The 19010-nt window shown below is 63.6% G+C and carries 18 protein-coding genes; 7 read left to right on the top strand and 11 right to left on the bottom strand.

Features of this window, described 5'->3' with window-relative positions; genetic code table 11:
• Positions 1-7: 7 nt before the first annotated feature.
• Positions 8-388, top strand: coding sequence for a hypothetical protein (locus PATSB16_RS05055; RefSeq protein WP_047212926.1), 381 nt, complete (start codon positions 8-10; stop codon positions 386-388).
• Between the two features lie 18 nt (positions 389-406).
• On the opposite strand, the gene ftsB is transcribed toward PATSB16_RS05055, so the two are convergent.
• The 9 genes from ftsB to PATSB16_RS05010 all read right to left on the bottom strand — a co-directional run bounded on the left by ftsB (position 407) and on the right by PATSB16_RS05010 (position 11197).
• On the bottom strand, positions 407-820 hold the full coding sequence (gene ftsB, locus PATSB16_RS05050; RefSeq protein ID WP_047212925.1) for a cell division protein FtsB: 414 nt from the start codon (positions 818-820) through the stop codon (positions 407-409).
• 63 nt (positions 821-883) lie between these two features.
• Positions 884-2167 carry a phosphopyruvate hydratase gene (gene eno, locus PATSB16_RS05045; protein ID WP_047212923.1) on the bottom strand — a complete coding sequence of 428 codons (1284 nt, stop codon included), beginning with the start codon at positions 2165-2167 and terminating at the stop codon, positions 884-886.
• A gap of 139 nt (positions 2168-2306) precedes the next feature.
• Positions 2307-3161, bottom strand: a complete 855-nt coding sequence (gene kdsA / locus PATSB16_RS05040) for a 3-deoxy-8-phosphooctulonate synthase (protein WP_047212921.1) — start codon at positions 3159-3161, stop codon at positions 2307-2309.
• A gap of 22 nt (positions 3162-3183) precedes the next feature.
• Positions 3184-4842 carry a CTP synthase gene (locus PATSB16_RS05035; protein WP_047212920.1) on the bottom strand — a complete coding sequence of 553 codons (1659 nt, stop codon included), beginning with the start codon at positions 4840-4842 and terminating at the stop codon, positions 3184-3186.
• A 150-nt stretch (positions 4843-4992) separates the two neighbouring features.
• Positions 4993-5820, bottom strand: coding sequence for an alpha/beta fold hydrolase (locus PATSB16_RS05030; protein WP_047216275.1), 828 nt, complete (start codon positions 5818-5820; stop codon positions 4993-4995).
• A 100-nt stretch (positions 5821-5920) separates the two neighbouring features.
• On the bottom strand, positions 5921-8329 hold the full coding sequence (locus PATSB16_RS05025) for a DNA internalization-related competence protein ComEC/Rec2 (protein ID WP_047212919.1): 2409 nt from the start codon (positions 8327-8329) through the stop codon (positions 5921-5923).
• An 18-nt stretch (positions 8330-8347) separates the two neighbouring features.
• The gene (locus PATSB16_RS05020) at positions 8348-9151 is read right to left on the bottom strand and encodes a TatD family hydrolase (protein ID WP_047212918.1); all 804 of its coding nucleotides are present in this window, start codon (positions 9149-9151) and stop codon (positions 8348-8350) included.
• Between the two features lie 89 nt (positions 9152-9240).
• A complete protein-coding gene (gene lolD / locus PATSB16_RS05015) occupies positions 9241-9951 on the bottom strand; it encodes a lipoprotein-releasing ABC transporter ATP-binding protein LolD (protein WP_072628608.1) in 711 nt (236 codons plus the stop codon).
• Positions 9944-11197: a lipoprotein-releasing ABC transporter permease subunit gene (locus PATSB16_RS05010; protein WP_047212916.1), complete on the bottom strand. Its 1254-nt coding sequence runs from the start codon at positions 11195-11197 to the stop codon at positions 9944-9946. The genes lolD and PATSB16_RS05010 overlap by 8 nt, the downstream gene beginning before the upstream one ends.
• 78 nt (positions 11198-11275) lie before the next feature.
• On the opposite strand from PATSB16_RS05010, the gene PATSB16_RS05005 reads away from it, so the two are divergent.
• The 6 genes from PATSB16_RS05005 (at position 11276) to PATSB16_RS04980 (ending at position 18328) form a co-directional block, all read left to right on the top strand.
• Positions 11276-12358, top strand: coding sequence for a hypothetical protein (locus PATSB16_RS05005; RefSeq protein WP_047212915.1), 1083 nt, complete (start codon positions 11276-11278; stop codon positions 12356-12358).
• On the top strand, positions 12355-14067 hold the full coding sequence (recJ, locus tag PATSB16_RS05000; protein ID WP_047212914.1) for a single-stranded-DNA-specific exonuclease RecJ: 1713 nt from the start codon (positions 12355-12357) through the stop codon (positions 14065-14067). Before PATSB16_RS05005 ends, recJ begins: the two co-directional genes overlap by 4 nt.
• A 105-nt stretch (positions 14068-14172) precedes the next feature.
• A protein-coding gene (prfB, locus tag PATSB16_RS04995) for a peptide chain release factor 2 (protein ID WP_156884603.1) occupies positions 14173-15277 on the top strand; the annotation gives its coding sequence in 2 pieces (ribosomal slippage) (positions 14173-14253 and positions 14255-15277; 1104 coding nt in all).
• Positions 15278-15279: 2 nt separating this feature from the next.
• Positions 15280-15798, top strand: coding sequence for an Ivy family c-type lysozyme inhibitor (locus PATSB16_RS04990; RefSeq protein ID WP_052892571.1), 519 nt, complete (start codon positions 15280-15282; stop codon positions 15796-15798).
• A 15-nt stretch (positions 15799-15813) separates the two neighbouring features.
• Positions 15814-17346, top strand: a complete 1533-nt coding sequence (gene lysS, locus PATSB16_RS04985; RefSeq protein WP_047212911.1) for a lysine--tRNA ligase — start codon at positions 15814-15816, stop codon at positions 17344-17346.
• A gap of 391 nt (positions 17347-17737) precedes the next feature.
• Positions 17738-18328, top strand: coding sequence for a glycine zipper 2TM domain-containing protein (locus tag PATSB16_RS04980; RefSeq protein WP_047212909.1), 591 nt, complete (start codon positions 17738-17740; stop codon positions 18326-18328).
• Between the two features lie 84 nt (positions 18329-18412).
• Here PATSB16_RS04980 and iscX read toward each other — a convergent pair whose 3' ends face one another.
• On the bottom strand, positions 18413-18607 hold the full coding sequence (gene iscX, locus PATSB16_RS04975; RefSeq protein ID WP_425320098.1) for a Fe-S cluster assembly protein IscX: 195 nt from the start codon (positions 18605-18607) through the stop codon (positions 18413-18415).
• A gap of 49 nt (positions 18608-18656) precedes the next feature.
• Positions 18657-18998, bottom strand: a complete 342-nt coding sequence (gene fdx, locus PATSB16_RS04970; protein WP_047216272.1) for an ISC system 2Fe-2S type ferredoxin — start codon at positions 18996-18998, stop codon at positions 18657-18659.
• Positions 18999-19010: the final 12 nt, after the last annotated feature.

Here is a 19010-nt window from a genome sequence, read left to right as displayed (position 1 = left end):
AAATTCAATGAACACCATTCTCGCGTCTATTTCACCCCGCCCGCGACGGCTGGTTTTGATTAGCCTCTGCGCCGCAGTATTGGGCGGATGCGCGGCGCTGCCGCCGCGCGGTGCGCCCATCCAGCGGCTACCCGAGGGGGCCGCAGCCCGCCTGGCACCGAAATTGACGCCGGAGCAAAGCAAAAAACTGACGGAGCTCGATGCGCGCCTGCTGCAGGAGCAGGAGAATGACATCCGCAATCGACGCGCCTGGGCTGCTTACAATGCCGCCCTGCGGGACGCTTGGAACGCGAATGCCTACTACTACGGTGGTTATGGGCCGTGGTTCGGACCTCGTTACGGCTTCGGTTACTACTATGGGTCGAGCCCCTGGGGGTGGGGCTGGTAAGTCGCGCTTTTTTCAGCGCTAGCGTTTGGCGTGCTCGCGATGGGTGCGTGGATGCTTTGCCGTCGGCGACTGATGCACAGCCTGCGCAATTGCGTGGGGAGGTAATTGCCCGGCGGCGGCGGCGCCGCTCGCCCCCCAGCGAAACGGATCGGCGGTACCGTCTGGCGCGACAAATTGCACGAAGACCTCGCCGTCCTTGATCATGCCGAGCTCATAGCGCGCACGCTCCTCGATCGCTGCCGTGCCATCTTTCAGATTCTGCACTTCACCGGCCAGCCGTTCGTTGCGCTCCTTCAACTGTTCGTTTTTCTGTTGTTGAAGAGCAAGTTGCTGCCGCAATTCGCGCACATGCAGCCACCCGCCGCTGCCGAACCATAGAGGGTACTGGATCAGCGCCAGCAACAGAACCAGCACCAGGGTCACGAATCGCATCGTGTTTGCTCTCGGGCAATTCACCCGCCCTGCGAAACGCCGGGCGGGCGCTCAGCGCGCGTATCAGCGCAGATTGTAGAACGTGGACTTGCCCGGATAACTGGCGACGTCGCCGAGATCTTCCTCGATGCGCAGCAGTTGGTTGTATTTGGCCATGCGGTCAGTCCGCGAGAGCGAGCCGGTCTTGATCTGCCCGGCATTGGTGCCTACCGCGATGTCTGCAATCGTCGAATCCTCGGTCTCGCCGGAGCGGTGCGACACGACGGCGGTATAGCCGGCGCGCTTGGCCATTTCAATGGCCGCGAACGTTTCGGTCAGCGTGCCGATCTGATTGATCTTGATCAGAATCGAGTTGGCCACGCCCTGCTCGATACCTTCCTTGAGAATCTTGGTGTTGGTCACGAACAGATCGTCGCCGACCAGTTGAACCTTCTTGCCCAACTTCTCGGTCAAGACTTTCCATCCGTCCCAATCGTTTTCGGCCATGCCGTCTTCGATCGACACGATCGGAAATTTGTCGGCCAGCACCGCCAGATAGTCGGCGAACTCCGTCGACGTCAGTTGCAGCCCTTCACCCGACAGGTGATATTTGCCGTCCTTGTAGAACTCGCTCGAGGCGCAGTCGAGGGCCAGCACCACGTCGTCGCCAGCACGATAGCCGGCCTTGTCGATGGCCTGCAGGATCGTGTTCAGGCACTCTTCGTTGCTGGCGAAATTCGGCGCGAAACCGCCTTCGTCACCCACCGAGGTGCTCATGCCCTTGTCGGAGAGGATTTTCTTGAGCGCGTGGAAGATTTCCGCGCCGCAGCGCAGTGCCTCGCGAAAGCTCTCCTGCCCGACCGGCATCACCATGAATTCCTGGATGTCCAGGCTGTTATTGGCATGCGCGCCGCCGTTGACGATATTCATCATCGGCACCGGCATCTGCATCGCGCCGGATCCGCCAAAGTAACGATACAGCGGCAGGCCGGCTTCCTCGGCCGCAGCCTTGGCCACCGCCATCGACACGGCCAACGTCGCATTGGCGCCCAGACGGGACTTGTTGTCGGTACCATCGAGTTCGATCAGCGTCTTGTCGAGAAACGCCTGTTCGGCCGCATCCAGCCCCATGATCGCTTCGGAAATCTCGGTATTGATGTGTTCCACCGCCTTGAGCACACCCTTGCCGAGATACCGGCTGCCATCACCGTCACGCAGCTCGATCGCCTCGCGCGAACCGGTCGATGCGCCCGACGGCACGGCGGCCCGTCCCATCACGCCGGATTCCAGCAACACGTCGCACTCGACTGTCGGGTTGCCGCGCGAATCCAGTATCTCGCGGCCGATGATGTCTACGATTGCACTCATGAGTTCCTCGATGGAAAAAACAATTCAAACCGGCAAGATTAGCGAGTGATGCAAAATTTGCCAATCCCTGAGCCGCTATACCCGGCTTCGCTGCTCCGCCATGTTTCTGGCCTCGGCGGCGGCATGCTTCAGCCACTTCTCAGTTGAAATCCTGCTCCAGGAATACGCCACGCTTGACGACCTTATCGAGCTCCTTGAGCGACGTCAGCAAATCCTTCATGCGATGCAGCGGCACGGCGTTCGGCCCATCGGACTTGGCGTGCGCCGGATCCGGATGGGTTTCCATGAAAAGCCCAGCCACCCCCACGGCAACCGCGGCGCGTGCCAGCACCGGCACGAATTCGCGCTGGCCGCCCGAACTGGTGCCCTGGCCACCCGGCAGCTGCACCGAATGCGTCGCATCGAACACCACCGGTGCGCCAGTCTCGCGCATGATCGCCAGCGAGCGCATATCGGACACCAGGTTGTTGTAGCCGAACGAGGCGCCGCGCTCGCACGCCATGAAATTATCTTCCGGCAGACCGGCCTCGCGCGCCGCATCACGCGCCTTGGCAATCACGTTGACCATATCGTGAGGCGCAAGGAACTGCCCCTTTTTGATATTGACCGGCTTGCCCGACTGCGCGCAGGCCCAGATGAAATCGGTCTGGCGGCACAGAAACGCCGGCGTCTGCAATACATCCACCACCGCCGCTACCTCGGATACTTCCTCCTCGGTATGCACGTCGGTAAGCACCGGCACGCCGATTTGGCGGCGCACTTCGTCGAGCACCTTCAAACCGGCGGCACGGCCCGGCCCGCGAAATGACTTGCCGGAGCTGCGGTTTGCCTTGTCGTAGGACGACTTGTAAATGAAGGGGATATCTAGCGCCGCGCAGATTTCCTTCAGGGTTCCCGCCGTGTCGAGCGCCAGTTGCTGGGACTCGACCACACAGGTGCCGGCAATCAGGAAAAAGGGATGCTCCAGCCCGACATCGAAACCGCATAATTTCATGATCCGTCTCCCGGGCCGTGTCTCAGGCCGCCTTCTTGCGAGCCGCCTGGCCCGCCAGCGCCGCTTCGACATAAGCCTTGAACAGCGGATGGCCATCGCGCGGCGTCGAGGTGAACTCCGGGTGGAACTGGACGCCAACGAACCACGGGTGGATCTGCTGCGGCAATTCCATGATTTCCGGCAGATTTTCACTCGGAGTGCGGGCCGAAATCACCAGCCCCCCCGCTTCCAGCTGGGGAACGTAGTGGTTGTTTACTTCATAGCGATGGCGATGACGCTCGTTGACATGATCGCCGTAGATGCGCGACGCCAGGGTGCCCGGGGCAATCGGTACGCGCTGCGCCCCGAGGCGCATGGTGCCGCCGAGCTCGGAGTCTTCGGAACGCTGTTCGATGCGCCCGTCGCGATCCAGCCATTCGGTAATGAGCGCGACGACCGGATGGTCAGTGCTCGGGTCGAACTCCGTGCTGTTGGCCCCGGCCAGGTGCGCCACATCCCGCGCGAATTCGATAACCGCCAACTGCATGCCCAGGCAGATGCCCAAATATGGCACGCGATTCTCGCGCGCATAGCGAATTGCCTTTATCTTGCCCTCGGTGCCGCGACGACCGAAACCGCCGGGTACCAGGATCGCATCCAATTGCTTGAGGCAGTCGGTGCCTTCCTTCTCGATTTGCTCCGAGTCGAGGTATTCGATGTTCACGCGTGTCGACGTGTGGATCGACGCATGCTTGAGCGCTTCGATCAGCGACTTGTACGACTCTGTCAGATCGACATACTTGCCGACCATGCCGATCGTCACCTCGTGCTTCGGGTGCTCGATTGCCTCGACCAGCTTGGCCCACATCGACAGATCGGCAGGCTGCGGCGTCAGCTTGAGTTCGTCGCAGATGATCGTGTCCATGCCCTGGTCGTGCAGCATCTGCGGAATCTTGTAGATCGTATCGACGTCCCACACCGAAATCACCGCGTCCTGCGGGACGTTGGAGAACAGCGAAATCTTGGCTCGCTCGTCGTCCGGAATCGGGCGATCCGCCCGGCACAGCAACACGTCCGGCGAGATACCGATTTCGCGCAATTTCTGCACGCTGTGCTGAGTCGGTTTGGTTTTCAATTCGCCTGCCGTGGCGATGTAGGGCACCAGCGTCAAGTGCACGAAGGCCGCCTGATTACGCCCCAGCCGCAGGCTCATTTGCCGGGCTGCCTCCAGGAACGGCAGCGACTCGATATCGCCGACCGTACCGCCGATTTCCACGATGGCGACATCCGGGTGCCCGTCCCACGTGGAACGTGCGCCGCGCTCGACAAACGCCTGGATTTCGTTGGTGATATGCGGGATGACCTGAACCGTCTTGCCCAGATACTCGCCACGCCGCTCTTTGCGAATCACCGACTCGTAGATCTGGCCGGTGGTGAAATTGTTGGCCTTGCGCATCTTGGCGCTGATGAAGCGCTCGTAGTGCCCCAGATCCAGATCGGTTTCCGCGCCGTCCTCGGTAACGAACACCTCGCCGTGCTGGAACGGGCTCATCGTGCCGGGGTCGACGTTGATGTAGGGATCGAGTTTGAGGAGGGTGACTTTGAGGCCGCGCGATTCGAGAATCGCGGCGAGAGAAGCAGCTGCAATCCCCTTGCCGAGAGAGGACACCACGCCGCCGGTGACAAAAACGAACTTAGTCATCGCATTAATTGCTCGCGGGAAAGCCGGATTATACCGTAAAGCCCCAGCCACGCCGCGACGCGGCGCCGCAAATTTTGCGCTTGACAGCCAGCCCTGGCTTCGACTATCCGGGCTGGCGCGAGCACGTTGCAGGAGCCGATCGGGTGAACCTCAGGCCGCCGCCGGCAGGCCTTGCGCACCCCGCAACGCCCGCAGCACCTCGCGCAGGCGCTCGGCGGTTTGTTCCGGCTGCTCCATCGGAAACAGATGAGTGCCGGGCACATAACGCAGCCGCTCGCCGACCAGTTGCCGGGTTGCCGCCAGCCCGACCTGGCGTAACTCCCTGGAGTCGGTACCAGCCAGAAATCCGACCGGCACCGGGACACCCCGCTGTGCCCGCGCGCCCAACCGGCGGGGCAAGGTGCGGTAGATCCGGTATTCGATCTCGCGCTCGAACGCCAGCACCCGCTGGGCACCAAACCCGGTGGGCGACGTCCCAAAGGTAATGTAGTCGGCCAGCATGTCTTCATCCCAGCGGGCAAATACCGGCTTGGATTTGAAGTGCCGCCAGGCGGCGTCCCAATTGTCCCAGTGGGTGCGGCGTGTGCGGGTGGCTCGTGCCGGCGACAGGCGGTCATACAAGCCGGTCAATTGGCTCAGGCGAAGCAGGTGTACGCGCCACCCGGGCGCGACGATCGGCGAGTCGAGCATGACGACCCCGCGCACCCGTTGCGGCGCCCGTATGGCGGCCATCAGGCTGAGAAAGCCGCCGAGCGAATGCCCGACCAGCCAGACCGGCTCGGTATATTCGCGAGCGAGCGTATCCACCAGCTCGTCGCGCAGAAGCGCCCACTCCGGGGTCACCGGATAGCGCTTGTCATGACCGATGCGCTCGATCGCACGAACTTCGTAATCATCCCCCAGCAAGCGCCACAATTTCCTATACACAGACGACGGAAAACCGTTGGCGTGTGAAAAATGAATAATCTCCCGAGACATGACGAAAAGATGTTCCACAAAATGCCATTCTAGCGGCGTGATCGCGTTGCGCGCCCGCGCTGTCATAGAGGAAAGCATCCAAAGTCATGGCGCGGCCGGCTCAGCGCCCCATCCAGTATCGCTTCGCCTCGACACGCCAGGCCGACACCCGCAGCCTTTCCCCGGCGGTACTGAATTCGACTGCGCCGTGCCGATCACTCCGAAACGCCATCGCACCATGCGCGGCATAGCGGGCCGTAACCGCCTCGCGCGGATGGCCGAATCGGTTGAGATAGCCCGCCTGATAAATCACGTAACGAGGCGAGACGGCCGCGACAAATGCGGACGTCGAGGAGGTCAAGCTGCCATGATGAGGCGCCACGACAATATCGGCCGCCAGTCGTTCGGCCGGCAGCCGTGCCAGCAATTCGGCCTCCTGCGCGCGCTCGATATCGCCGGGCAACAGCGCCGCGTGACGTGCGTTCGACACGCGCAACACACAGCTGCGCCCATTGGGTCGGATCTTGCTCGAAGCCAGCGTGGCCGCGTCCGGATGCAGCATGTCGAAACGCACCCCGTCCCACACCCACGACTGGCCGTCGCCACAGGCACGATGGCGCAGCGAGCCTGCCACGATGGGATGCTCCGGCGTCAGCGACGAGCGCGTCTCGCTCACCCGCACGCCGGACAGCACCGACTGCGCGCCCCCCGCATGGTCGTCGTCCTGATGGCTGACCACCAGCATGTCGAGGTGCTCGATGCCGCGCGCGTACAGATATGGCACGATGACACGAGCGCCGGCATCGACAGCCGCGGACAGTCGCGGCCCGGTGTCGTACAACAGGCGGTGACCCGCCGTCTCGACCAGCACCGCCGTACCCTGCCCCACATCGAACGCCAGCAGACGGAATTCGCCGTCGGCGGGGCGTTCCGGCGCACGAAGCAGCAGCGGCAGCAGCAGCCCCGCCCCGGCCCAACGCATCGGCCAGCCGCGTGGGGCCAGCAGCCACGCAACCCCAGTCAGCGCCATCAGCGTCAACCACCACGGCGGCCGCGGCGCGCGCCAGACCGCCAGCGGCAAGCCATCGAGCCAGCGCAGCCACACCGTGAGCCACTCAATCAGGAAATGCGCGCCTTGCAGCAGCCAGCTGCCCAATGGCGCAGGCATCAATGCGCCGGCCAGCGCCATTGGCGTTACCAGCACACTGACCAGGGGAATTGCCAGCGCATTGGCCAACGGCCCGACCACCGAAACCTGCGCGAACAATGCGAGCGTCAACGGCACCATGCCAAGCGTTACCGCGTACTGAACGTGGGCTGCCTGTCGCCAGACCCGCCAACGTCCGCCAGTCGAGTCGTCCGCGAGCCGCATGGCATAAAGAATGGTCGATACAGCGCCGAACGAAAGCCAGAACCCCGGCGCCAGGATCGCCCACGGATCGATTATCAGCACGACGGCCAAAGCCCAGCACATCACATGCGACGAGCCGCTGCGACGGCCGGCCCAGTATGCCAGCGCTACCACGCTCAGCATGTAGAGAGAGCGCTGCGCCGGAATACCGAAACCCGCCATGGCAGCATATCCCAACGCGGCCAGCAATCCCGCCAGCGCCGCGACGCGCTGAGCCGGCGTCAGCATGGGCCACGACGCGCCGGCGCGAGCCCGGTAACGCCACAGCCGGTTGGCCACGGCAGCAGCCAACCCGCCGACCAGAGCGATATGCAGGCCGGATATCGCCAACAGATGGCTCACGCCGGTGCGCTGAAACAGTTGCCAGTCGGGCTGCGCTATCGCGCGCTGATCGCCAATTGTCAGCGCGCTCAGCACGCCCCCATAGCGAGCATCCGGCGGCAGAGCCCCGTGAATATGACCGCGTAGCCGATCGCGCCAGCGCGCCAGCGCGTAGCGGGCCGAAGGCAACCGCTCGGCCAGCAGCACGGGCACCCTTGCCTTGCCGGTACGCACGTAGCCGGTAGCGCGAATGCGTTTGGCCAGCAGCCAGGCTTCGTAATCAAACCCTTGGGGATTGGCGGTGCCGTGCGGCCGCTTGAGTCGTATCGTCATTCGCCAGCGCTGACCCGGTCGCACCTCCGGCAATGGTGTTGCCGCACCACGCCGCTCGGCATACCACGACAATTGCACGTGGTGTGGCACGACGCCTTCACGCTGGCTCGTCTCGATATCGAAACCGAATCGCACGCCCCGCGCCAACTGCGCCGGCAGCGTCGACACCACGCCCTCCACGGTGACGTCGCGCCGTTCCCAGCCGGGGTTGAGTTCGTCGGCCAAACGCCACTCCGCGCGCAGCGCTGCCCATGAAAAGCCCAGCGCGGCAGCGCACAGAGCCAACACACCGTAGCAGGCATACCGCCCGGCTCGACGACGTGCTCCGAGGCGTGCGCCCAGCGCCGCCAGTGCGGCGACGATGGCAATCGCCACGCAAGCGAGAATGCCATGCCGCGCCGGCAATTGAGCGCATTGCTGCAACGCCCAAACGCCGGCGGCGCCTGCCAGCAGAATAAGCCGCATCGGACCCGCGCCGGCTGGTCAGCGGGCGTTTGCGTCGGCCAGCACTGCGCGCAGGCGCGGCAGTGCCGCATAGGCATTTTGCGTTGTAGCGGCCTCAAGTATCTCCGGCTCGATACCACGCAGACCGGCCAGAATTTCCGCCATGCGCGGCAACTGCCCGGGATCGTTGCGCTGCTTGTAGCGCCAGGCGGGAGGAATGTCCGGTGCGTCGGTCTCCATGACGAGCGCATCGAGCGGCAGTTGGGTCGCCAGGCGACGAATTTGCAGTGCCCGCTCGAAGGTCAGCGCGCCACCGAAACCGAGCTTGAAACCGCGCTCGATAAACGCCTCGGCTTGCTGAAAGCTGCCGTTGAACGCATGAGCAATACCGCCGCGCACGTCGAAGCGACGCAATTGTTTGAGCAATGCATCCTGCGAACGCCTGACGTGAAGAATGACCGGCAAATCGAGCTCGCGCGCAATTTTCAATTGCTCGACGTAAAAGAAGTGCTGACGTTCGGCGTCGAGTCCTTCGACAAAGAAATCGAGACCGATCTCGCCGATGGCGACGAAGCGCGCGTCCCCCAGTGCGGCCTGCGCGGCGTCGCGCAGCACCGCCAGGTCGGCCTCGGCCGCATGCGGCGTGTACATCGGATGAATTCCCAGCGCAAAGGCGCCCCCGGCAAAGCGATGAGCGGCGTCGCGCGCGGCGCCGAAATTGTCCCGCGAGACGGCCGGCACGACGATCCCTCGAACGCCGGCGCGCTCGGCGGCGCTCACCACCGCATCGCGGTCATCGTCGAATTCCCCGGCATCCAGGTGACAGTGTGTGTCGATCCACATGCGTCAATCTCCCATCGAAAACATTGTACGAGCAGGCGCCTTGCAACGCACGCCGGATTCGGGGGGAGATGTCACGGTGCAGCGTGCGCTCAGGCAGACAGCACGCCGTCCTTCAAGCGCAAAATGCGGTCGCAGCGATGCGCCAGATCGATATCGTGCGTGACGATGACGAAACTGGTGTTGAGCCGGGTGCTCAAGTCCAGCATCAGAGCAAAAACCGTGTCGGCGCTGGCGCCGTCGAGATTGCCGGTCGGTTCGTCGGCCAGCACGCATGCCGGATGCGTCACCAGCGCACGCGCCACCGCGACCCGTTGCCGCTCGCCGCCCGATAGCTCGCTGGGCCGATGCTTGACGCGGTTGCCCAGGCCGACTCGCTCGAGCATCGCCTGTGCTGCCGCGTGCGCCTCGGCAGTGTCCTGCCGGCGTATCAGCAGCGGCATCGCGACGTTGTCGAGCGCACTGAACTCGGGCAGCAAATGGTGAAACTGATAGATGAAGCCGAGCGACCGGTTGCGCAGGTCGGTTTTTTCCCGCTCGCGCAAGGCCGTGAAGGGCTGCCCGAGCAGCGATACATTGCCGCTCGTGGGCTCGTCCAGACCACCCAGCACGTGCAGCAGCGTGCTCTTGCCGGAGCCGGAGGAACCGACGATCGCGACTTTCTCGCCATGCCGGATGTCGAGATTGACGCCATGCAGCACGTTGACGTTGAGTTGGCCCTGCTGAAAGGTTTTGTGCACATCGCGCGCCTGCAGCACGATGTCACCGCCCCCGCTGCCGGCCATTGGCGTGACGTTATTCATAGCGCAGGGCCTCCGCCGGCTTGACACGCGCGGCATGCCAGCTCGGGTAAATGGTCGCCAGCGAAGCGAGGATGAAGGAAATCACACCGATGCGAGTGACATCGCCCGAGCGCAGGTCGGACGGCAACTCGCTGATGAAATACACGCTTTGCGGCAAGAAATGAACGTCGAACAGGCGCTCGATAAACGGCACGATAGTGCTGATATTGGCGGCAATCAGGCTACCGAAGCCGACGCCGAGCAGCGTCCCGATAAAACCGATCGTGATGCCCTGCACAATGAAAATCTTCATGATCGACGACGGTTGCGCACCAAGGGTGCGCAAGATAGCAATGTCCGCCTGCTTGTCGGTTACCGTCATGACCAACGACGAGACCAGATTGAACGCTGCTACAGCGATGATGAGTGTCAGGATGATGAACATCATGCGCTTCTCGGTCTGCACCGCGACGAACCAGTTCTTGTTTTGCTGGGTCCAGTCGCGCACCCACAGGTCGCCGGTGAGCGTATGGGCCAGTTCCCGCGCCACGATCGGCGCACGCTCCATGTCGTGGAGCTTGAGTCGCACGCCGGTCGGCCCGCTCAGTCGGTATAACACCTCGGCGTCCTTGATATTGATCAGCGCGAGCGTGCTGTCGAACTCGTAGTGACCGGCCATGAAAATACCGGTGACCGTAAACTGCTTGACTCGCGGCAACATGCCCGCCGGCGTAATGGTGCCCTCGGGCGCCACCAGCGTCACCTTGTCGCCCACCTGAACCCCCAGCGCCTCGGCCAGTTCCCGGCCCAGCACAATGCCGAAGCTGCCTGGCTTGAGCGAGCTCAGCGAGCCTTGCTTCATATCCTTGGCGATCCCCGAGACGTTGGCCTCCGCGCTGGGCTCGACACCGCGCAGCACCACGCCGCGCACGACGTCGTCACGCGTGAGCATCGCCTGCTCGCCGACATAAGGCGCGGCGGCCATCACCTCCTTGTTAGTCAATGCCTGGGTTGCCGTCAGGTGCCAGTCGGGAATGCTGCCGTCAACGGAAAAGATCTCAATATGCGCCAGCACCGAAAGCATGCGGTCACGCACTTCCTTCTGAAAGCCGTTCATCACCGACAGCACGATGATCAGCGCCGCCACGCCGAGCGCGATACCCGACATCGAGATCAGCGAAATGAAGGAAATGAAACTGTTGTTGGACGATCGCTTGCCCGTGCGGGTGTAGCGCCAGCCTATTTGCCATTCGTAGGGAAATTTCAAGCTTAACCTTGTTTTCTAGTAACTTGACAGTAGGGTATCGGCCTGCCAGGGCGCAGTTTGCCATACAATTCGCACACTATGGATACACCCGCCCTACATCTGTTGGTGCCCTTCGTACTGCCGCCAGCAGCCGAGGCAGCCGCACTCGTCGCCGGATTGGAGTTGCCCGCGCTGGAAAAGTTGCTGGCGCGCGCCAGTCTGACCGATCATCACGCGCCGGCCGACCCGTTTCAGCATACGTTGCCGCACGAGCGCTGGCTCGCGCGTACTTTCGGCTTGACCGAGTCCGGCGACCAGACGCCGCTGGCACCATACATGTTGCTGGCCGATGGCGGCGTGCCGGGCGAGCGCACCTGGTTCTGCGCGCAGCCGGTACACATTCACATCGCACGCGATCACCTCGTATTAACCGATCCGTCGGACCTCGAACTCAATGCGCAGGACGCCGCAGCCCTGCACGCGGCCGCGCTGCCGCTGATAGCTGGCGACGCCGCACTGCTTGCCCCATCCGGCACCCGGCCGGCGCGTTGGTATCTGGCCGACGACGCGCTGGGCGCCTTGCATACGACGTCGCTGCTGCGTGCCTGCGGCCATAACATCGACATCTGGATGCCCAGCGGCGATGGCGCCCGTGCCTGGTTGAAATTGCAGAACGAGATCCAGATGACCTGGTTCGATCACCCGGTCAACGCGCGCCGAGAAGCGCTTGGCCTGCCGCCGGTGAATTCCGTATGGCTGTATGGCGGCGGCAGGCTCGCTTCGGCAGATGGGCCCGGCCGGCATCTTGCGGCAGTGCACAGCGAAAACCCGGCGACGCGAGGGCTCGCGTTGCACCACAGCATTCCCGTCGGCACGCCGGCCGACGACTGCCCGAGCCCGACGACGTGGCCGGCGGGCACCACGCTGGTCGAACTGGGCGAGCTTGCCGGCCACTTCGTCCGCCAGGATTGGGCCCGCTGGCGCGATGCGCTGGTGCGCCTGGAAAACGCCTGGTTCGCGCCGGCGCTGGCGCAATTGGAGCAGGGCGATCTGGCGCGTCTGAGCCTCACGCTATGCGGCGACACCCAGCAAGTAACACTGCTGGCCCGGCGCGGCGACCTGCGCAAATTCTGGCGTCGTGGGCCGCTGGCGAGCCGGCTGGCCGGCTTGAGCGCGATATGACGCAACTTGTCACCCGCAGCTACCCTGCCGCAGCAGCCGAGGCGTTGAGCAACGCCGGTTTGCACCCGGTTCTGGCGCGCCTGTATGCGGCGCGCGGTATCACTCAGGCCGCCGAAACGGAGAGCGGACTATCACGCCTGCTGCCGCCCTCCGAACTCAAAGGCATCGACGCGACGGCCGCCTTTTTGGCCGACGCCATCACCGCGCGGCGGCGCATGCTGGTGGTGGCCGACTACGACTGCGACGGTGCCACGGCATGCGCCGTCGCCGTACGCGGGCTGCGCACGATGGGCGCGGAGGTGGATTACCTGGTGCCCAACCGCTTCGAATACGGCTATGGCCTGACGCCCGAAATCGTCGCGCTGGCCGCGCGCCGGCGCGGCGGCGCGCCGGACGTGCTGATCACCGTCGACAACGGCATCGCCAGCCTCGACGGTGTCGCCGCCGCCCAGGCGCTGAACATCGACGTCGTCGTCACCGACCACCACTTGCCCGGCGACACGCTGCCGCAGGCGCGCTGCATCGTCAATCCCAATCAGCCGGGCTGCACCTTCGCGAGCAAGCATCTGGCCGGCGTCGGCGTGATGTTTTACGTGCTGCTGGCGCTGCGCGCCGAACTTCGCCAACGCGGCCATTTCGATGCCGCCAGCCAGCCGCGCCTGGATGCCCTGCTCGACCTGGTCGCGCTGGGCACGGTCGCCGACGTGGTCAAGCTCGACAGCAACAACCGCATCCTGGTGGCGCAAGGTCTTTCCCGCATTCGCGCCGGGCGAATGCAACCGGGTATCGCCGCGCTCTTTCGGGCGGCCGGGCGCAACGCTCGCACCGCCGGCGGCTTCGATCTCGGCTTCGGTCTCGGCCCGCGCCTGAATGCGGCGGGCCGGCTTGCCGATATGTCGCTGGGCATCGAATGCCTGCTCACCGACGATAGCGGGCGCGCCTGGCAGCTGGCGCAGGAACTCGACGCCATGAACCGCGAGCGGCGCGAGATCGAGACCGGCATGCAGCAGGAAGCGCTGGCCGACCTGGCCCGCTTCGACCCGCGGCGAGCCTCGACCCTGTGCGTTTTCAACGACACCTGGCACCAGGGTGTCATCGGCATCGTCGCGGCGCGCCTGAAAGAAAAATTCTATCGACCGACGATCGTTTTCGCGCCAGGCGACGACGGCCTGGTCAAGGGCTCGGGCCGCTCGATTCCCGGCTTTCATCTGCGCGATGCGCTCGACCTCGTAACCAAGCGCGATCCCGGCCTGATCCGTAAATTCGGCGGGCACGCGATGGCGGCCGGACTGACCCTGCAAGCCGACGACGTCGACCGTTTCGCCGCCGCCTTCGAGGCGGTCGGCAGCGAGTGGCTGGACGAAAAAGCCCTCTCTCGGGTGATTGAAACCGACGGCGACCTCGACGACGAGACATGCTTCTCGCCGTCCTTCGTGGAACTGCTCGACAGCCAGGTATGGGGCCAGGGATTCCCGCCGCCGGTCTTCTGCGGCGAATTCCAGGTGCTCTCGCAGACACTGCTCAAGGACAAGCACCTGAAACTGCAACTGAGCCGCCCCGGCCAGCCGCGCCAGCGCTACAACGCCATTTGGTTCAACCATAACGTGCTGCTGCCCGAGCGTGCGCTAGTGGCCTATCGGCTGGCCAGCGACACCTTCAACGGCGCGGCGCGCGTGCAACTGATCGTCGAGCACGCGGCGGGAGCGTAAATGGCGTGTTTGCAAGGGTTTCGCGCGTCGTTTATCGCTTCGCCGGCCGGACCGGCTCGCCTCGATCGGCTATAATTTCTGTTTCTCCCGAACTGACTGCTGCTCATGGAAGCCGAACGCCTCAACGCCATCGAAACTTTGCTCGCCGACCTGCGCACCCGCGCCGGCGAGCTACGGGGGTATCTTTGACTACGATGCCAAGGAACTGCGTCTAGACTCCGTCAACCGGGAGCTCGAAGATCCGAACGTCTGGAACGACGCCAAGCGCGCCCAGGAACTCGGCAAGGAAAAGAAACAGCTCGAAGGCGTCGTACTCGCCCTGACCTCGCTCGACGGGGACCTGCGCAATACCCAGGATCTGTTCGATTTGGCGCGCGAAGAGTCCGACGAAGAAACGTTGCTCGCCGTCGAGGCCGACACCGCCGCGATTGCCCGACGTGTCGGCGATATGGAGTTTCGCCGGATGTTCAACAATCCGGTCGACCCGAACAATTGCTTTCTCGACATCCAGGCCGGCGCTGGCGGCACCGAAGCCTGCGATTGGGCGGCGATGCTGCTGCGCCAATATTTGCGATATTGCGAACGCAAGGGCTTCAAGACGGAAATCCTCGAAGAATCGGCCGGCGATGTGGCCGGCATCAAGAGCGCGACGATCAAGGTCAACGGCGAGTATGCCTACGGCTTTCTGCGCACCGAAACAGGCGTGCACCGGCTGGTGCGCAAGTCGCCGTTCGATTCGTCGGGCGGCCGTCATACGTCATTCTCGAGCGTGTTCGTGTACCCGGAGGTGGACGACTCGATCGAGGTCGACATCAACCCCGCCGATCTGCGCATCGACACGTTCCGTGCCTCCGGCGCCGGCGGGCAGCACATCAACAAGACCGACTCGGCGGTGCGCATCACTCACTTGCCGACCGGCATCGTCGTGCAGTGCCAGAACGATCGCTCGCAGCACCGCAATCGCGCCGAGGCCATGGCGATGCTCAAGTCGCGCCTGTTCGAGTTCGAATTGCGCAAGCGCCAGGCCGAGCAGGACAAACTCGAGTCGAGCAAGACCGACGTGGGCTGGGGTCATCAGATCCGCTCATACGTGCTCGATCAGTCGCGTATCAAGGATTTGCGCACCAATGTCGAGGTCAGCAACACGCGCGCCGTGCTCGACGGCGACCTGGATGACTTCATCGTTGCCAGCCTGAAGCAAGGGGTGTGACGATGCGTCGGCTGCTATGCGCACTGGCATTGGCAGGACTGGGAATTGCCAGCGTTCAGGCCGGCTCCATGAGCCTGCCGGCCGCGGCTTCCTCGTCCGGGTTTGCCGGCCGGCCGGCGCACGATGGCGGCGAGCTCGCCAGCGAGGCGTCCGGCCCGTACCTGCATGACTTGCTGAAAATGCCGATGTTCGCCGATGCTTACCGACAGCTGATCGCCAGCGCGGGTCTGCCCGGCTGGGTCAGGACCGGCGGTACGTCGACGCCGGCGCAACGGATACAGATCAACGGCAAGCCGTGGCTGCTCGCCGAGAGCTGCAAACCGCACGACTGCCCGAGCGAGCACATCCACGTTCTGTTCGAGCCTCGCTCGGACACCATGGTGGGCATGTTCGTGCGCGATCCTGGCGCCGCGCCGCAAGCCTCGAAGCATCACGAGGACAAGACTGAACTGATCTGGCTGGGCGCGCCCGACGGCCAGATGAAAAACGCGCTGCTGCACGCGCTTCGCTTTACCGAATAACTCTCCATCCCGCCCATGACCGACTCCCGCAACACACCCGCAAGCGCCCCGGAGGCGCTGGACGAAAACCAAATCATCGCCGAGCGTCGCGAGAAGCTGCAGGCGATTCGGGCTGCCGGCGTAGCCTACCCCAACGACTTTCGGCCCACCGACCATGCCGGCGATCTGCATGCGAGTTTTGGCACGGTCACCAAGGAAGAACTCGAGGCACGCCAGCACACTGTAGCGGTAGCCGGCCGCATGATGCTCAAGCGCGTCATGGGCAAAGCCAGCTTCGCCACCGTGCAGGATGCCACGGGCCAGATTCAGTTCTTCATCAGCGCCGAGGATGTCGGAGCGCAAACCCAGACGGCCTTCAAGCACTGGGACATGGGCGACATCATTGCCGCGCGCGGCGTGCTGTTCCGCACCAACAAGGGCGAACTGTCGGTGCGCGTCAAGGAACTGCGCCTGCTGTCGAAGGCATTGCGCCCGTTGCCGGACAAATTCCACGGGCTGGCGGATCAGGAAACCCGGTATCGCCAGCGCTACGTCGACCTGATCGTATCGCCCGAGACGCGCGCGACGTTCGCCGCGCGCACCAGGGCGATCGCCTCGATCCGCAAATACATGGCCGACGCCGACTTCATGGAAGTCGAAACGCCGATGCTGCATGTGATTCCCGGCGGTGCCGCAGCCAAGCCGTTCATTACGCACCACAATGCGCTGGACATGGATATGTACCTGCGCATCGCACCGGAACTGTATCTGAAGCGACTCATCGTCGGTGGGTTCGAACGCGTGTTCGAGATCAATCGCAACTTCCGCAACGAGGGCGTCTCGCCGCGCCACAATCCGGAATTCACGATGATGGAGTTCTATGCGGCCTATACCGATTACACGTGGCTGATGGATTTCACCGAAAACCTGATCCGCCAGGCTGCGACCGACGCACACGGCGCGGCGCGCATCGAATACCAAGGCCGCGAACTGGATTTTTCCAAGCCGTTTCACCGCCTGACAATTTGCGCTGCGATCCAGAAATACGCGCCGCACTACACGGACGCGCAATTGCAGGATGCCGCATTCCTGCGCACCGAACTCAAGAAATTCGGTGTCGATACGCAAGCCGCCAATTTTCTCAACGCCGGGCTCGGTGCGCTCCAGTTGGCGCTGTTCGAGGAGACGGCGGAGAGCCAGTTGTGGGAGCCCACCTTCATCGTCGATTACCCGGTCGAAGTGTCGCCGCTGGCGCGCGCCTCGGATCGAATCCCCGGTGTCACTGAACGCTTCGAACTGTTCATTACCGGACGTGAAATCGCCAACGGGTTCTCCGAGCTCAACGATCCGGAAGACCAGGCCGCGCGCTTTCGCAAGCAGGTCGAGCAAAAGGACGCGGGCGACGAGGAAGCGATGTTCTACGACGCCGACTACATTCGCGCGCTCGAATACGGCATGCCGCCGACCGGTGGTTGCGGCATCGGCATCGACCGTCTGGTCATGCTGCTGACCAACAGTGCAAATATTCGCGACGTGATTCTGTTTCCTCACATGCGCCGGGAAGACTGAGCCGTATCTCAGCACCGTTGTCGGGGCGGCCCAGGCCGCCCTTTTCTATTTTTGCGAGCCGCTCTGCGCTCTCGCCGGTGCTGCCCGATGGTTCGATGGTTCGATGGCCCGATGGCCGGTGTCGGGCGCGCGTCGCGCTCGAAAAGCCGCAGCCGAATTTGTAACCGTTTCTGAGCGGTTACCCCTCGCGCGCCCGCGCGGTGGCCCCGCAATCCTTGTCGCGACGTCCGACACGGTGTTTGCCCGATGCGCCACGGCCGGCAGGCTTACAAGCCGTTACAAATTGAAACCATTGGGGTCCGGCAATTCACCGACACTTACGGCAAGCCAGCCCCCCACTCAGGCTGGCGCCAAAAGAATACGGAATACAGAACACGCGGGAGCATCTCCTATGGATACCAATAACTCATCACGCCGCCTGCATCCGCTCGTGGCGACCGCCGCCGGCGCGGTATTGATCGCCAGTCTGGTCGCGGTAGCCGCCATCACCGGCGTGCTGCCCAAGGCGCTCGGCACCGACCGCCCGACACCTGCGGTCACGCAGGCGCAGCACGCGCCCTCACCTTCACGCACCGATGAGCAGCGCGCGGCCCAGGCGCGTGCGCGCGAAGCGCAGGAAGCCCGGGCCCATCAACGTGCCAGCGCCTGCAGCGCATGCGGTACCGTGGCATCGGTCACGCCGGTGCGTACGCAAGGCGCCAGCACGGGTATCGGCGCCATTGGCGGGGCGCTGGCCGGCGGCCTGCTCGGCAACCAGTTCGGCGCCGGCAACGGCCGTGCCGCCATGACGGTCGTCGGCGCCGTGGGCGGCGGCCTGGCCGGCAACGAAGTCGAAAAGAATATGCGTTCGGAAACGTATTACCGTGTCAGCGTCCATATGGACAACGGCACCTGGCGCAGCTTCAACTACCGTAGCGCCCCTGGCGTGCAGCCGGGCACCCGCGTGCGGCTGGAGAACGGCAGGCTTGTGATGGCCGGATAGTATCCGCCAGGCTCGCAATCAAAAAGGGCGATCCTTCTGGGGATCGCCCTTTTTTTATCCAAGGCCAAGGCCGCGGACGGATGCTCAGCGTGCTTCGTCGATCCACGCCATTTGAATCGCCTCGAGAATCTTCTCCCCAGAGTGCTTCGGATCGTCGTCGAAGTCCTCCAGCGACATCACCCAGTTATGCAAATCGGTAAAGCGCACATAACGCGGATCGACGTCGGGATGGGTCTCGTACAACGCAATCGCAATATCCAACGTATCGGTCCATTTCATCGTCATTCTCCTCAAGTCGGCTGCCTTCACGGGAGTTCGGCGGCAACGATCAGTGATTTTCCTTAGCGTGGTTGATCGAGTATTTCGGAATCTCGATAACCAGTTCGGCGCCCTCGGGCACGATCGCCTGGCACGACAGGCGAGAGGTGGGTTCCAGCCCCCAGGCCCGGTCGAGCAGATCTTCCTCGTCGTCCTCGGCGGGCTCGAGGGTATCGAACCCTTCACGCACGATCACGTGGCAGGTGGTGCAGGCGCACGATTTCTCGCACGCGTGCTCGATTTCGATGCCGTTATCGAGCAGCGTGTCGCAAATGCTTTTGCCCGGCGGGACTTCCAGCACGGCGCCTTCCGGGCAGAGTTCGACGTGGGGTAATACAACGATTTGTGACATTTTGCGGTCCGC

The organism is Pandoraea thiooxydans (assembly GCF_001931675.1).
Classification (GTDB): domain Bacteria; phylum Pseudomonadota; class Gammaproteobacteria; order Burkholderiales; family Burkholderiaceae; genus Pandoraea; species Pandoraea thiooxydans.
Note: the sequence above shows the minus strand (reverse complement) of the source record. Positions and strands in the feature narration are given on the sequence as shown.

Excerpts from the sequence above, each read along its gene's own strand:
- PATSB16_RS05055 (WP_047212926.1), top strand. The coding sequence starts at position 8 with ATGAACACCATTCTCGCGTCTATTTCACCCCGCCCGCGACGGCTGGTT.
- ftsB (WP_047212925.1), bottom strand. The coding sequence starts at position 820 with ATGCGATTCGTGACCCTGGTGCTGGTTCTGTTGCTGGCGCTGATCCAG.
- eno (WP_047212923.1), bottom strand. The coding sequence starts at position 2,167 with ATGAGTGCAATCGTAGACATCATCGGCCGCGAGATACTGGATTCGCGC.
- kdsA (WP_047212921.1), bottom strand. The coding sequence starts at position 3,161 with ATGAAATTATGCGGTTTCGATGTCGGGCTGGAGCATCCCTTTTTCCTG.
- PATSB16_RS05035 (WP_047212920.1), bottom strand. The coding sequence starts at position 4,842 with ATGACTAAGTTCGTTTTTGTCACCGGCGGCGTGGTGTCCTCTCTCGGC.
- PATSB16_RS05030 (WP_047216275.1), bottom strand. The coding sequence starts at position 5,820 with ATGTCTCGGGAGATTATTCATTTTTCACACGCCAACGGTTTTCCGTCG.
- PATSB16_RS05025 (WP_047212919.1), bottom strand. The coding sequence starts at position 8,329 with ATGCGGCTTATTCTGCTGGCAGGCGCCGCCGGCGTTTGGGCGTTGCAG.
- PATSB16_RS05020 (WP_047212918.1), bottom strand. The coding sequence starts at position 9,151 with ATGTGGATCGACACACACTGTCACCTGGATGCCGGGGAATTCGACGAT.
- lolD (WP_072628608.1), bottom strand. The coding sequence starts at position 9,951 with ATGAATAACGTCACGCCAATGGCCGGCAGCGGGGGCGGTGACATCGTG.
- PATSB16_RS05005 (WP_047212915.1), top strand. The coding sequence starts at position 11,276 with ATGGATACACCCGCCCTACATCTGTTGGTGCCCTTCGTACTGCCGCCA.
- recJ (WP_047212914.1), top strand. The coding sequence starts at position 12,355 with ATGACGCAACTTGTCACCCGCAGCTACCCTGCCGCAGCAGCCGAGGCG.
- PATSB16_RS04990 (WP_052892571.1), top strand. The coding sequence starts at position 15,280 with ATGCGTCGGCTGCTATGCGCACTGGCATTGGCAGGACTGGGAATTGCC.
- lysS (WP_047212911.1), top strand. The coding sequence starts at position 15,814 with ATGACCGACTCCCGCAACACACCCGCAAGCGCCCCGGAGGCGCTGGAC.
- PATSB16_RS04980 (WP_047212909.1), top strand. The coding sequence starts at position 17,738 with ATGGATACCAATAACTCATCACGCCGCCTGCATCCGCTCGTGGCGACC.
- iscX (WP_425320098.1), bottom strand. The coding sequence starts at position 18,607 with ATGAAATGGACCGATACGTTGGATATTGCGATTGCGTTGTACGAGACC.
- fdx (WP_047216272.1), bottom strand. The coding sequence starts at position 18,998 with ATGTCACAAATCGTTGTATTACCCCACGTCGAACTCTGCCCGGAAGGC.